This is a genomic window from Streptomyces sp. M2CJ-2 (assembly GCF_016757295.1).
GTDB lineage: Bacteria > Actinomycetota > Actinomycetes > Streptomycetales > Streptomycetaceae > Streptomyces.
In genome coordinates, this window is record NZ_JAESIF010000060.1 from 1 (window position 1) to 13,460 (window position 13,460).

The window sequence follows — 13,460 nt, forward strand, 5'->3', positions numbered from 1 at the left end:
ACGCGAAGATCACGCAGATCTACGAGGGCACGAACCAGGTCCAGCGGATCGTGATGGCGCGCAACCTGCCGTGACGGCGGGTCTCGCCCCTCCTGTGGTGCTCATGGGGCGGCGGGCGTAGGACGGAGGGGCGGGGGAGAAAACCGGCTCTCGCCGCCCCCGGGAGGAATCATGCCCCAGCAGTCTGCCGCCACGACCCCGATGAGCAAGGAGATGCAGGACTGCGTCAACGCGTGCATGTCCTGCCACAGCGTCTGCGAGGAGACCATGAGCTCCTGTCTGCAGATGACCGACCAGGCCCCCACGCAGATCATGCGGGCGCTCATGGACTGCTCCGAGACGACCCGCATGTGCGCCGACATGATGATGCGCCGCTCGCCGCTCGCCGCCGAGATGTGCGCGATGTGCGCCAGGGCCTGTGACCTGTGCGCCGAGGCGTGCATGTCCATGCCGGACGACGAGCGGATGACGCGCTGTGCGGAGTCCTGTCGCCGTTGCGCCGAGTCCTGCCGTGCCATGGCGGGCGCCACGATGTGACACCGCCGTCCGACACGGCCGGGGGCGCCGTTCGCCGGCGCCCCCGGCCCGTCGCGGGGTCAGTCGCCCTTGACGGTGACCTTCTCGTCGTTGTTCAGCTGGGTCACCAGCTGCTTGACCTTCGCCTTGTCCCAGAGCAGGTTGCCGCCGGAGGAACCCGCGATGGGCATGTTCATGGAGGTGCCGTCGCCGCCGCTGACGCCCTTCATCGCCCAGAACATGCCGGCCAGGTCGAACAGGCCCATCTCCTTGTCGACGATCAGGGAGTCCAGGCCCGCCCCCATGGTCGGGTACAGCTTGAACGGGTTCAGGACCGTGCTCGGCGTCGCCACCTGGCTCGAGAGGGCGGAGAGGAACTTCTGCTGGTTCTTCGTGCGGTCCAGGTCGGAGCCGGCCAGCGCGTACCGGGTGCGGACGAAGGCGAGGGCCTCCTCGCCGTTCAGGGTCTGCTTGCCCTTCTTGAAGTCGGCGCCGGACTTGGTGTCCTTGATGTCCTGCGGTATGTCCATCTCCACGCCGCCGACCGCGTCCACGATGTTCGCGAAGCCGGCGAAGCCGATCTCCACATAGTGGTCGATGTGCAGGCCTGTGTTGAACTCGACCGTGCGGACCAGGAGTTCGGGCCCGTCCTCCGCGTACGCGGCGTTCAGCTTCACCTGCCGGCCCGTGCCCTGGAACGTCTTGCCGGACTCGGAGCCCTTGAAGGTGGGTATCTCCACGTTCGAGTCGCGGGGCAGCGAGATCAGGGTGGGGCCGTTGCTGCCGGTGTGCAGGATCATCATCGAGTCCGTGCGCTTGCCCTCGGCGGACCCGGTGCGCAGCTTCTTCTTCTGCTCGTCGGTCAGTCCGGCCCGGCTGTCGGAGCCGACGATCAGGTAGTTCGTGCCCTCGCCCGCCTCCGGCCGGTCGAGGACGATGGACAGGTCGACCTCGCGGTTGAGCTTGGAGTCGGCCCAGAAGTAGGTGCCGACGGCCGTCACGACCAGCAGCGTCGTGACCGTGATCGCCGTCAGCTTGACGCGACGGCGCCAGTCCGGCGCGGGACCGCGCGAGTGACGGCCGTCGTCGCCCGGTCCGCCGTAGCCGCCCCCGGCGGGGGACCCGTAGACCCGGCCGGTGTTGTAACCGCCGTCATAGTCGCTGTGGCCGCCGTGCCCGCGGCCGTCCACGTACGACGCCTGCTGCGGCATTCCGCCGCCGTACGCCCCCTGGCCGGGCGGGGCCGCCGGGCCGCGGCGGACCTGCCGCATGACGCGGGCGCTCTCGGGCTGTGCGCTCCCGCTTCCGCGTCCGTAGCGGGCGCCGTCGTCCTGGGGCCATGCCTCGGGCCAGTTAGTCATGCGCAACAGTGTGCAGGTCCGGGCCGCGTGCCGTACCGGTCACCGGAAAATAACAGCAGCGCTGTTGCCAAGCTGACACAAATTTCCCGGATGCGACCTCGGCATAAGGTGGAGGCCATGACAGATCAGGCTCCAGCCGCACCCACGGAGAGTCCCGACATCCCGGGCAAGCCCACCTCGGCATCGCGGACGACCCTCAGCCACATCATGACCCACAACGACACCAACCTGCTGGGTACGGTGCACGGCGGCGTGATCATGAAACTGGTCGACGACGCGGCGGGCGCCGTCGCCGGCCGCCACTCCGGAGGACCCGCAGTCACCGCCTCCATGGACGAGATGGCCTTCCTGGAGCCGGTCCGCGTCGGCGACCTGGTCCATGTGAAGGCCCAGGTCAACTGGACCGGCCGGACCTCCATGGAGGTCGGCGTGCGGGTCCTGGCCGAGCGCTGGAACGAGTCCGCCCCGCCCACTCAAGTCGGCTCCGCCTACCTCGTCTTCGCGGCCGTCGACGCCGACGGCAAGCCGCGCCGGGTGCCGCCGGTGATACCGGAGACCGAGCGGGACCGGCGCCGCAGCCAGGAGGCCCAGATCCGCCGCACCCACCGCCTGGCCCGCCGCCGCGCCATCATGGAGCTGCGCGAGAAGCGGGCGGCGGAGGGGATCGAGGACTGACCCGACCGACCCGGCTGGGCCCCGTCCCGTGCGGAGGAGCGGCGCGCATCTCCGCCACGCACCCCGTCGCGGGCCTACGAGCACCCCACCTCGTCGCCCCGCACCACTCCGAACTCGTCCTTCCCGGGGTCCTCGGCCCGGACCTTGCGGACCTTCTCGAAGTCGCTGCCGGCGATCACCTTCAGGGTGGCGCCCTGGCCCTTCACCGCACGCAGTTCACTGCCCGGCAGGGCGGCGGCGAGGGACTTCGCGGAGCGGTCCCATCGGGGGTCGTGGGCGACGACGGTCCGCCGTACGGAGCGGTCCGCCGCGTTGACGGGGGCGCGGGTGGTGTTGAAGCCGGTCGCCGAGAGGGCCGCGTCCACGCGGCGGCCGAGCCCCTGGATCCCGGTGCCGTTCTCGACCTGGACGCGGATCTGCCGGGGGTCCACCGGGACGCGCAGCGCCGCGTCGGGCGAGGAGCGCGTGGAGAGCGGCTTGTCCTCGCGCAGCGCCTCGAAGATGTGCTTCGACTTCTCGGGATGCCACTTCAGGGTCGAGCCGAGGCCCTTGACCGTGACTCCCCTCCTCGCGAGCGGCACGGTGGTGAACTCGGAGGAGGAGGGCGAGAAGCTCCGCATCGCCCGCCCCAGGTCCAGCAGTTCGTCGGTGCCGAAGCCCTCGTCGGCGCGGACCGAACCGAGCACCGCGCGGGTCACGTCCCGGAACTTCATCGGGTTCAGCAGGATCCCGGAGGACGTGGCCCGGTCCACCAGCGCCGCCATGAAGCGCTGCTGGCGTTTCATCCGGCCGAGGTCGGAGGCGCCGTCGACGTACCGGGCGCGTACGTACTGCAGGGCCTCGCCGCCCCGCAGGGTGTGTCGGCCGGCGGGCAGGTCGAGGCCGGTGTGGCTGTCCTTCAGCGGTTCGGTGGTGCACAGCTCGACGCCGCCGACCACGTCGACGGTCTTCATGAAGCTGGTGAAATCGAGCTCCAGGTAGTGGTCGATCTTCACCCGGGTCATCTTCTCCACCGTGCGCACGGTCAGCTGCGGCCCGCCCTCCGCGTACGCCGCGTTCAGTTTGACGGGGTGCCCCTCGTGCTCCTCGCCGCTCACCCGGTCGGTGTGCGGGGGAGTCATGGCGTACGAGTCGCGCGGCAGGCTGACGACGCTGGCCCGCTCCCGGTCCTCCGAGATGTGCACGATCATGATGGTGTCGGTGCAGTTGCAGGGCGCCCCGCCGAGCCGGTACTTCCGCCGCTGCTCCTTGTCGAGCTTCTCGCGGCCGTCCGTGCCGACGAGCAGGACGTTCATGCCGTGGCCGGCCTCGGGACGGTTCTTCATGTCCCGGAACGGGTCGACCCGGTCGATCCCCGAGTCGAGGCTGGTGACCACCGCGTGCCCGATCCCGGCGGAGGCGAGCACCACGACCGACAGCGTGGTCACCGTCCGCATGCCCCAGTGAGGTTTCCGGCGCCCCGCCGGTCTCGGACCGCCCCGGCCGGGCGGTCGCGGGCGGCGCTGCGGCCGGGGGCGGGGGTGGGGGTGAGGGCGGGGGGACGGTGGCTGCGGGGGCAACAGGAGGACACCTCCGGACGAGGGCCGTACGAGGGCCGCGGGACCGTACGGGGCCGTACGGAGCCGTGCCCGGGATCCCGAGCACCGTAGGCCGATACGATCTGCGGCCCGGCGCAGCCGCACCCGGCGCGCACACCGCTGTCCCCCGTTCGCGGTAACGTGAGGCCCCTATGAACGCCAATCCCGACGTGCGGCACCCCGCCGTTTCCGTGATCATGCCCGTCCTCAATGAGGAAAGGTATCTGCGTGGCGCCGTCCACGCGATCCTCGCCCAGGAGTACGCCGGCGAGATGGAGGTCGTGATCGCCCTCGGTCCGTCCACGGACCGCACGGACGAGATCGCCGCCGAACTCGTGGCCGAGGACCCGCGGGTGCGTACCGTGCCCAACCCGACCGGCCGCACCCCGGCCGCCCTCAACGCGGCGATCAAGGCCTCGCGCCATCCGATCGTGGTCCGCGTCGACGGGCACGGGATGCTCTCGCCGGGCTACATCACCACCGCGGTACGGCTCCTCGAGGAGACCGGCGCGCAGAACGTCGGCGGCATCATGCACGCCGAGGGGGAGAACGACTGGGAGCACGCGGTCGCCGCCGCGATGACCTCGCGGATAGGCGTCGGCAACGCGGCCTTCCACACCGGTGGCACGGCGGGCCCCGCCGAGACCGTCTACCTCGGGGTGTTCCGGCGCGAGGCGCTGGAGCGGCAGGGCGGCTACAACGTCGAGTTCATCCGCGCCCAGGACTGGGAGCTGAACTTCCGTATCCGCGAGGCCGGCGGGCTGGTCTGGTTCTCGCCGGAGCTGAAGGTGTCGTACCGGCCCCGGCCGAGCGTGCGGGCGCTGGCCAAGCAGTACAAGGACTACGGCCGTTGGCGGCACGTCGTCGCCCGCTACCACTCCGGTTCCATCAACCTGCGGTATCTGGCCCCGCCGGCCGCGGTGTGCGCGATCGCGGCCGGAACCGTGGTGGGCGCGGCACTCACGCCGTGGGGCTTCGTGGTGCCCGGCGGGTACCTCGCGGCGATCGTGCTGGGCTCCGTACCCGCCGGCAAGGGGCTGCCGCTGAAGGCGCGGCTGCGGATACCGGTGGCGCTGGGCACCATGCACATGTCGTGGGGCTGGGGCTTCCTGACCAGCCCGCGTTCGCTCGCGAAGAAGGTCATCGCCTCCCGGCGGCCCGCGGTGCACGCGGACGCCCCGGCTGCCTGACCCGCCTTCACCGTAGACACCGCGGACACGGCAGGGCCCCCTCCCCGGGTTAGGGAGGGGGCCCTGCCGTGTCAGGACCAGGTGAAGGCCGGGTTGACCTTCATGCAGGCCGTGTCGTCCGCGCCGTTGAGGGCCTCGGCCGACTCGGGGGTGGTGTCGTCCTGCTCGGGGGCCTCGTACGTCGTCCCCTCACGCCAGTCGGCGCCCACGACGAGCGTGACTCCGGAGACGTCGGTGGACCGCCGAACCGAACTCTCCGGAATCCCCAGGGACTCGGCGACGCGATGCGCGTCGCCCTCCAGGTCGGCGCTCGGGTACCGCACCACCGTCCGCTCCCTGCTGAGGGAACCGGCGGTGTCGGCGAACGCACCGGTGAAGCCCTTCTCCCGCAGGATTCCGGTCACGGTGCTCGCGCGGCCGGACGCCGAGGCCAGGGTGTCGGTGCGGGTGCCGTTGACGACCTGGACCGCGATCTCGGCGTCGGGGGCGGCCGGTTCGGTGGACGTCGCCTTCTCCTCGGCCTCCGCCGGCTTCGCGTCCTTGCCGTCCAGCGCGATGTCCTCGCGGACCAGCCGGAAGAGCTGCTCGGCGTCCTCGGTCGGTTCCACACGGGCGCCCACGTACCGGTTCGGCATCGTGGTCATGGTGACGCGTTCCGGCTTCACCTTGCGCAGCTCGTTGCTGAGGTCGTACAGCTTCTTGACGGTGTCGAGGCCGGGGTCGACGGTGAGCGCCCGGGTGGCCTCCTCGGCCAGCCTGCGCAGCTTGTTGGGGCTGCTCAGGGTGGCGTTCTCGCGCAGCTCGCGGACCAGTGAGTTCATGTACATGTGCTGGGCCTTGGCGCGGGCGAGGTCGCTGCCGTCCTCGAAGCCGTAGCGCGTACGCAGCCACTGCAGGGCCTGCTCGCCCTTGACCGGGTGGGTGCCCTCGCGCAGCTTCAGCCCGGAGCCGTGGCCCTTGCTGTCGCGGGAGAGGATGTTGGCGTCCACGCACACCGGGACGCCGCCGACGGCGTCCGCCATGGCGACCACGCCGGCGAAGTCGACCATGACGAAGTGGTCGATGTGGATGCCGGTGAGCTCCTGCCAGGTGGCCACGGTGCAGCCCGGGCCGCCGTGCCCGAGGCTCTGGTTGGTCATGGTCCGCCCGTTGCTCGCCTCGTACACGGTCCCGTCTTCGGGGTCGGTGCACTTGGGGATCTGGACGAGGGTGTCGCGGGGCATGCTGATCACGGACATGTTGGTCCGGTCGGCGGACAGGTGCAGCAGCATCTGCACATCGGCCAGCGGTGTCGAGCCGAACGTCTCGCGGGCGCCGCCGAGTTGCTGGTTCTCCTCGCTGTCCCGGGCGTCGGAGCCGATCAGCAGGATGTTCAGCGGGGTCTGTCCGGCGGCGTTCGGCGTCGGCTCGGCGACCTTGTGGTCGCCCAGGTTCAGCGGGTTCTGCTTGATGTTGTCGTTCAGGTGCCGGTAGTAGACGTAGCCGGCTCCGGCCGAGCCGACGAGGAGCAATGCGAGGACCGCCGCGAACCACCTGAGCATCCGGCGCCGCGGGCGGTGACCGCCGTCCGCACCGGACGCCGGTATGTCCCCACCGTCGCCGTCGGACGCTTTGTCGGCCGGCCCGTCGGCCGCGCCGCCGGCCGTGCCGTCGTCCGGTTCACGCCGGTCGTCGCGGAGTGTCCTCCGCGCGGCGCTCTGCGTCACCGCCGCCGTCCTCCCCACCCCTGAAACTCCTCGCGTCATGGAACAAGGCCCGTCCTGCGTTGTGTTAGACGCACGAAGGGCCCGTCAGTTGCGCGCGGAACGCAACCGATTCAACAACTTTTGGTGAGGGTTCCGCACTCGCTCGGCTGAGCGTCAGCTCGCGCACTCCACCTTGTCAGCCGTGGACTTCTCCACGTCCGGAGCCCCGGCCGTGGAGCCGTCGAGCTGTGCCCCGGCGTTGGTGAAGTCCTCGCCGAGGGTCAGGGTCATCGCGGGCAGGCCCTGGGAGTTGGTGGCGCTCTCGCCGGGCTTCATCCCGGATCCGGACAGGCCGAGGATGTCGGCGAGGCGGCGGGCCTGGTCGGCCTGGTCGGGCGCGTACTCGAGAGTGGTCCTCTTCAGCGTCTTCGGGGCGTTGCCGGCGTTCTCCGACTTGCTGACGCCCTCCTCGAGCTGGAGCCGGTTGAGCATCTGCTGGGCGCTGCCCGACGGGGCGCCGCCGTTGAAGACCTGCACCCGGACCTCGGAGGCCGGTGCCTTGGTGCCCTTGAGGCGGGCGGCGACGGCGGTCTTCTCCTGCTTCTTCCGCTGCTCGACCTCGGTCAGCGACACGTCGTTCGCGATCGCCGCGAAGAGCTGGGGCGCCTTGGCCTCGTTGAGGACGACGGTCGCCTTCACCGTCTCCGCGGGGTTGTCCTTCACCGGCACCGTGGTGAAGGAGATGTTCTTCGGCGGTACCTTCTTCAGCTCCAGGGCGACGTCCTTGAGCGTGCTCACCTTGCCGATACCGGTGTCCACGGTCAGCGCCTTGGTGGCGGCCTCGGCCAGCTTCACCAGCCGGGTGGGACTGGTGAGGGTGTCGCTGGAGGACATCTTGCGCATCAGCGAGGCCAGGAAGTGCTGCTGCACCTTGATCCGGTCGAGGTCGCCCTCGTTGCCGAAGCTGTGCCGGGTACGGACGAAGGCGAGGGCGTCCTCGCCCGCCACCGTCGACTCGCCCGCCGGCAGCCTCAGCTTCGACTGCTTGTCGTCGACCGGGTGTTCCAGGCACACCTTGACGCCGTCGACCGCCGTGGTGAGGGTCTTGACCGCGTTGAAGTCGGCCATCATGAAATGGTCGACGGGGATGCCGGTGGCCTCCTCCACGGTGCGCATCGTGCAGCCCGGGTCCCGGCCGCCCTCGCCGAGGCTGCGGTTGAACCGGGCGCCCTGCAGCCCCGGGATCACCTTCTGGGTCCCGTCCTCCAGCGTGGTGGGGCAGTCGGGGATGTCGACGATGAGGTCGCGCGGGATGCTGAGCGCGGTGGCGTTGGTGCGGTCCTTGGAGACGTGCAGCAGGATCGTGGTGTCGGCGTGCCCGACGCTGTTCTTGTCGCCGTAGCCCTCGTTGCCGGCGCCGGTGCGCTTGTCGGTGCCGAGGACCAGGATGTTGAAGGCCTCGTCCTTGCTGAAGTTCCCCGAGCCCGCGTCGCCGACGTCGGTCGTGTGGACGTTGCCCTCGAGGTGTTTCAGATAGACGTAGCCGGCCGTTCCGGTGGCGAGCACCACGAACGCCATCGTCCCGCCCGCCCACAGCAGGGCCTTCCTCGCCCTCGGCCCCCGCTGCGCCGGCCGGTTGCCGCGCCGTCCGGGCAGTACCTCGGGGGCGCCGCGCCGCCGCGGCGGCGGGACCTCACGGCCGGGCGCCCGGGTACGGCCGGGCACGGCATCGTACGCGGGGTGGCCGCTGCGGCGGGGGCCCGGGACGGGTGACTGCGGTGCGGAGGGGCCCAGTCGCAGTTCGTATTCACCGGTGGCCGGGTTGAGTATCCACTGGTCTGCGGGGTCGACGTTGTCCGCCCGCCCACGGCTCTGCGCGTCCACGCTCGTCCGAATCCTCCGTCCGGGCCACGCGGCGCCCTCCCCCTCCAGAGGGTGTCCGCGCGTACTGGTCACCACCGTGCGCGACGCCAGAACGGTCCTCGCAGCCGGGGCACTGGAGCGTTCACATTAGCCGCCCGCCTGAGCGAGAAGTGGCTTCAGTGACGAATTCCTCGCCTCCGAAACGGGGCAAACCGCCCTATTGGGTGGGGAAATGGCGCCGCCGGCGCCTGCCTGCGGCAGGGCCCGCCCGGCAGACCACCCGGTGCCCTGCCCGGCAGGTCACTGCGCGCACTCGACCTTGTCGGCCGTCGACTTCTTCACGTCCGGAGCCTTGGTGGGAACCGTCAGGGAGACGCCCGCGCCCTTGAAGTCCTCGCCGAGGGTCAGGGTCATCGCGGGCAGGCCCTGGGAGTTGGTGGCGCTCTCGCCGGGCTTCATCCCGGATCCGGACAGGCCGAGGATGTCGGCGAGGCGGCGGGCCTGGTCGGCCTGGTCGGGCGCGTACTCGAGAGTGGTCTTCTTCAGCGTCTTCGGGGCGTTGCCGGCGTTCTCCGACTTGCTGACGCCCTCCTTGAGCTGGAGCCAGGTGAGGGTGTCCTGGGCGCTGCCCGACGGGGCGCCGCCGTTGAAGACCCGCACCCGGACCTCGGAGGCCGGTGCCTTGGTGCCCTTGAGGCGGGCGGCGACGGCGGCCTTCTCCTTCTTCTCCTGTTGCTTGACCTGGGTGAACGACACGTCGTTCGCGATCGCCGCGAACACCTGCGGTGCCTTGGCCTCGTCGAGGACGACGGTCGCCTTCACCGTCTCCGCAGGGTTGTCGACCACCGGCACCGTGGTGAAGGTCAGGTTCTTGACGTTGAGCTTGCCCAGCTCCAGGCCGAGGTCCTTCAGCTTGTTGATGTCGTTCAACTGGGTGTCGACGGTGAGGGCCTTGGTGCCCGCTTCCGCCAGCTTGAGCATCTTCGAGGGGCTGGTGAGGGTGTCGTTGGACTTCAGCCTCCTCATCAGCGCGCTGAGGAACTGCTGTTGCAGACCGATCCGGCTCAGGTCGCCGCCGGTGCCGACGGAGTGCCGGGTGCGCACGTACGCCAGCGCCTGCTCACCCTCGATGGTGTGCGTGCCCTTGCTCAGCTTCAGGTGGGATTTCGGGTCGTCGATGTCCTTCGCCACACAGACCTCCACGCCCTCGACCGCCGTGGTGAGGGTCTTGACCGCGTTGAAGTCGGCCACCATGAAGTTGTCCGGTGTGATCCCGGTCAGTTCGGTGACGGTCCGCATGGTGCAGCTCGGCGTGCGTTCGTTCTGGCCGAGACTGGTGTTGAAGCGACCCCTGGTGCCCGGGATCACCTTCTCCGTCCCGTCCTCCAGCGTGGTGGGGCAGTCGGGGATGTCGACGATGAGGTCGCGCGGGATGCTGAGCGCGGTGGCGTTGGTGCGGTCCTTGGAGACGTGCAGCAGGAGCGTGGTGTCCGCGTGTCCGGCACTGCCCGCGTCGCCGTAGCCGTCGTTGCCGGCGCCGGTGCGCTTGTCGGTGCCGATCAGCAGGATGTTGATGGCCTTGTCCTTCTGGAAGCCACCGGTGCTCGCGCCGTCGTCGGAGATGGAGTCGATGTTGTCGTTGAGGTGCTCCAGATACAGGTAGCCGCCCACGCCGGTGGCGAGCACCACGAACGCCATCGTCCCGCCCGTCCAGAGCAGGACCTTCTTCACCTTCGACTTCTTCTTCACCGGCCGGCGCCCGCGTCGGCCCGGCGGCGGCTCCTCCGGCGCGCCCCGGCGCCTGCGCGGCGGTGCCTCACTTTCAGCAGCCTCGGGTTCGGGCGCCCTCCGTTCGGCCGCCCTGCGGCCGGGAGGCCGTTCCGGCGCGCGCCCGGACGCGTCGCCGCGACCACGCGGTGCGCTCGCGCCCTTGCCCGCACCCACGCCGGCGGGGCGCGGTCTACGGGGAGAAGGGATCGGTGACTGCGGTGCGGAATCGTTCAGCCGCAGTTCGTAATCACCGGTGTCCGGGTTGAGCACCCACTGGTCTGCGGGGTCCATGTCGTGGCCCCGCTCACGGCCCTGCGCGTCCACGGTCGTTTGTCCTCCGTCGGTGCCACGCGGCGCCCTTCCCCTCCTGGGCGCCCGGTCGGTCACGCAGTGCGCGACTGCAGGACGAACCTCGGGTGCGCGCGCACCGGAGCGCTCACACTAACGGCACGGAATGACTTCCGGCGACGCCGGTGGCACATTCCATGTCCCTACAACTGGGCAATTCGTGCATATCCCTTGACATGACTTCACAATCTTGGAGTCGGCTGTGTGCCGGCTTTACGTGCAGCCTTCCTCGGCCGCCGTGTTCCCGGAGAATGTGGGCGTGGGGGAAGGGGACCCGGACGACTCCGCGGATTCCCCCCGAGTGACCTTTCCGTCACTGTCCGTGCCGTCGCCGTCCGAATTCCCGGACGGTGTGCCGGAGTCGGTGCCGGTGCCGGGGCCCCGCCTCGCCTCCTGTGCGACCGACACCGAAGCGTCCCTGCGCAACCGCTCGAACAGTGCCTCCGCCCCGGGCTGGGAGAGTTGGTCTCGATTGACGTCGGTGGCATACGGCTTCCGTGGGACGGTGAGGAATTGCACATGTTCCGTCGGAATCTCGCGCAGCCCGCGGACGAGTTCGTACAAACCGCGCAGACTGGCCAGTTCCGGGTCGGTCGTCAGCGCCGAAGTGGCCGCGTCCAGAACGGGATACAGCTTCACCGGATTCAGCAGAACGTCATTCCCGCGCACCTTGTTGACGAGTGCCCCGAGGAACCGCTGCTGGCGTTCCATACGGTGTGTGTCGCTACCGTCACCGAGTGACTTGCGGGCGCGGACATAACCGAGGGCCTGTTCCCCGTTCAGCGTCACCCGGCCCGCGGGCAGTCTCAGTTTCGCCGCCTTGTCGTCGATGGGTTCGCGCAGGCACACCTCGACGCCGTCGACCGCCTCGACCATCTCCTTGAAACCGTGGAAGTCCACGACGATGTGATGGTCCACACGAATGCCGGTGAGTTTCTCGACGGTGCGGATGGCGCAGGCCGAACCGCCCCGCTGGAAGGCCTGGTTGAACATCGTGAACACGGGCTCGACGCGGGTGCCGTCCTCGCGCAGGCAGCCCGGCACGGCCACCATCAGGTCACGGGGCAGGGACACGGCGGTGGCGCTGCGCCGGCCCGCCGACAGGTGCAGCAGGATCGCGGTGTCGGACCGCTGTGTCCCCGAGTCCCGGCCGTAGCGGCGGTTGTCGTCCCCGGAGCGCGAGTCCGAGCCGATCAGCAGGATGTTCCGGGCCTCCTTGACCAGCGCGGTGGGCCGTTCCTCCTCGAACCGCGCGAGTTCGGCCGCGGCCGCCTCGTCCGGCGTGATGTTCCCGTCGAGCTTCACGTACACCGCCCACCCGGCCCCGGCGGCCAGGACGAGCAGCACGGCGAGAGCGAGCCCGGTGCCCCGCGCCCACCGTCGCCGTCTGCGCCGCGCCTGCCCCGTCCCGCTCGCCGAGGCTCCCGCCCCCGGCCCGAGGGTGCGCCCGCCCCCCGTGCCTGCGGGGGGCGGGCCTGCGGTGTCGCTCATGACCGGTCCACCCCTCACTGCGTACGGCGTGCGGTGGAGGCCGTACGTGCCGTGCGTGCCGCTGACACGACGATGACCCGGATGCGGGGCGGAGGCGGGCACTGCTGAGCCGTACGGGGGACGGGGCGCGGCGAACGGGGTACGGCCCGGCGGGCCCGGCTCGGGCGAGTCCGTCCGCGCCGGGCGGGACCGGGCCGGGCCGCGGCGAAGCCGCCGGAGGGGCTCTAGCGGGAGATGACCGTGACCCGTTCGCTCTCGACGCGCTTGTCCAGGGCCTCGTCCCCGAGCCGGTCCAGGTTGCGGCACAGCACCACCGAACCGCCGGTCGCCAGCGGTCCGTACAGACCCGCGTGCAGGCCCTCCCACGTGTCGTACGGCAGACCCGACAGGATGCGCGAGCCCGGTCCGGTCAGCCCGAGGTCCGTCGCCTCCGCGCGGGCCCGTTCCACCACCTCGGCCCCGGTGAACTCCCGCCCCGCCGCGATCAGCGCCGGAGCCTCGGGGTCGACCGGCGCGTACGGCGTGAACCGGTCGCCCTGCCCCGGCACCTCCACGGCGTAGTCGGCGAAGCCCTCCGGGGGCTGCGGGAAGCGTCCCCCGAGCGGCCTGAGCGCCAGCGCGATCCGCGCGCCCGAGCACGCTCGCGCGGCCTCCAGCGAGTCCGGCCCGCTCACCACGACGTCGGCGGCCGCCGGGTCGCCGGACACGTCCGCGACCGCGCCCACCGACGCGCACGCCAGCAGCCACACGGCCGTCTGCCAGTGCGCGGGCAGCAGGAGGGACACGCGGTCGCCCGGCTCGGCGGACAGTTCGTCCTGGAGCAGGTTCGCGGTCTTGGCCACCCAGTTGGCGAAGGTGGCCACGGACAATTCGACGCGTTCGCCCGTGGCGTCGTCGTAGAAGGTCACCAGGGGGCGGCCCGGGTCCGCGGCGAGCGCGGAACCCAGCAGGTCGGCGGGGGTGCGGTCGGTGGCGTTCACCCGC

At 70.7% G+C, this 13,460-nt stretch carries 10 protein-coding genes; 3 read left to right on the forward strand and 7 right to left on the reverse strand.

Annotated elements, in window-relative coordinates; translation table 11 throughout:
• Positions 1-171 precede the first annotated feature (171 nt).
• Positions 172-537, forward strand: a complete 366-nt coding sequence (locus tag JL475_RS30410) for a four-helix bundle copper-binding protein (protein ID WP_202281189.1) — start codon at positions 172-174, stop codon at positions 535-537.
• A gap of 59 nt (positions 538-596) precedes the next feature.
• On the opposite strand, the gene JL475_RS30415 is transcribed toward JL475_RS30410, so the two are convergent.
• Positions 597-1,877, reverse strand: a complete 1,281-nt coding sequence (locus tag JL475_RS30415) for an LCP family protein (RefSeq protein ID WP_202281191.1) — start codon at positions 1,875-1,877, stop codon at positions 597-599.
• A gap of 117 nt (positions 1,878-1,994) precedes the next feature.
• Here JL475_RS30415 and JL475_RS30420 point away from each other — a divergent pair, with 117 nt between their 5' ends.
• Positions 1,995-2,552 (forward strand): acyl-CoA thioesterase, encoded by a 558-nt coding sequence (locus JL475_RS30420; RefSeq protein WP_237408726.1) that lies wholly within the window; start codon positions 1,995-1,997, stop codon positions 2,550-2,552.
• Between the two features lie 74 nt (positions 2,553-2,626).
• On the opposite strand, the gene JL475_RS30425 is transcribed toward JL475_RS30420, so the two are convergent.
• Positions 2,627-3,988: an LCP family protein gene (locus tag JL475_RS30425; RefSeq protein WP_202281194.1), complete on the reverse strand. Its 1,362-nt coding sequence runs from the start codon at positions 3,986-3,988 to the stop codon at positions 2,627-2,629.
• Between the two features lie 293 nt (positions 3,989-4,281).
• Between JL475_RS30425 and JL475_RS30430 the strand changes: the two genes are divergently transcribed.
• Positions 4,282-5,319: a glycosyltransferase family 2 protein gene (locus JL475_RS30430; RefSeq protein WP_202281196.1), complete on the forward strand. Its 1,038-nt coding sequence runs from the start codon at positions 4,282-4,284 to the stop codon at positions 5,317-5,319.
• A gap of 71 nt (positions 5,320-5,390) precedes the next feature.
• Here the strand turns inward: JL475_RS30430 and JL475_RS30435 are convergent, their stop codons facing one another.
• From JL475_RS30435 to JL475_RS30455, 5 genes are all read right to left on the reverse strand, one after another.
• Complete coding sequence (locus tag JL475_RS30435) at positions 5,391-7,025, reverse strand: LCP family protein (RefSeq protein ID WP_202281198.1); 1,635 nt, start codon at positions 7,023-7,025, stop codon at positions 5,391-5,393.
• A 153-nt stretch (positions 7,026-7,178) separates the two neighbouring features.
• Positions 7,179-8,888 carry an LCP family protein gene (locus JL475_RS30440; protein ID WP_202281200.1) on the reverse strand — a complete coding sequence of 570 codons (1,710 nt, stop codon included), beginning with the start codon at positions 8,886-8,888 and terminating at the stop codon, positions 7,179-7,181.
• Positions 8,889-9,167: 279 nt separating this feature from the next.
• A complete protein-coding gene (locus JL475_RS30445) occupies positions 9,168-10,961 on the reverse strand; it encodes an LCP family protein (RefSeq protein ID WP_202281202.1) in 1,794 nt (597 codons plus the stop codon).
• Positions 10,962-11,198: 237 nt separating this feature from the next.
• Positions 11,199-12,476, reverse strand: coding sequence for an LCP family protein (locus tag JL475_RS30450; protein WP_202281203.1), 1,278 nt, complete (start codon positions 12,474-12,476; stop codon positions 11,199-11,201).
• Positions 12,477-12,700: 224 nt separating this feature from the next.
• Positions 12,701-13,456: a TIGR03089 family protein gene (locus JL475_RS30455; RefSeq protein ID WP_202281205.1), complete on the reverse strand. Its 756-nt coding sequence runs from the start codon at positions 13,454-13,456 to the stop codon at positions 12,701-12,703.
• Positions 13,457-13,460: the final 4 nt, after the last annotated feature.

Bases quoted from the DNA above. Each gene is read 5' to 3' on its own strand.
- JL475_RS30410 (WP_202281189.1), top strand. From the start codon at position 172: ATGCCCCAGCAGTCTGCCGCCACGACCCCGATGAGCAAGGAGATGCAG.
- JL475_RS30415 (WP_202281191.1), bottom strand. From the start codon at position 1,877: ATGACTAACTGGCCCGAGGCATGGCCCCAGGACGACGGCGCCCGCTAC.
- JL475_RS30420 (WP_237408726.1), top strand. From the start codon at position 1,995: ATGACAGATCAGGCTCCAGCCGCACCCACGGAGAGTCCCGACATCCCG.
- JL475_RS30425 (WP_202281194.1), bottom strand. From the start codon at position 3,988: ATGCGGACGGTGACCACGCTGTCGGTCGTGGTGCTCGCCTCCGCCGGG.
- JL475_RS30430 (WP_202281196.1), top strand. From the start codon at position 4,282: ATGAACGCCAATCCCGACGTGCGGCACCCCGCCGTTTCCGTGATCATG.
- JL475_RS30450 (WP_202281203.1), bottom strand. From the start codon at position 12,476: ATGAGCGACACCGCAGGCCCGCCCCCCGCAGGCACGGGGGGCGGGCGC.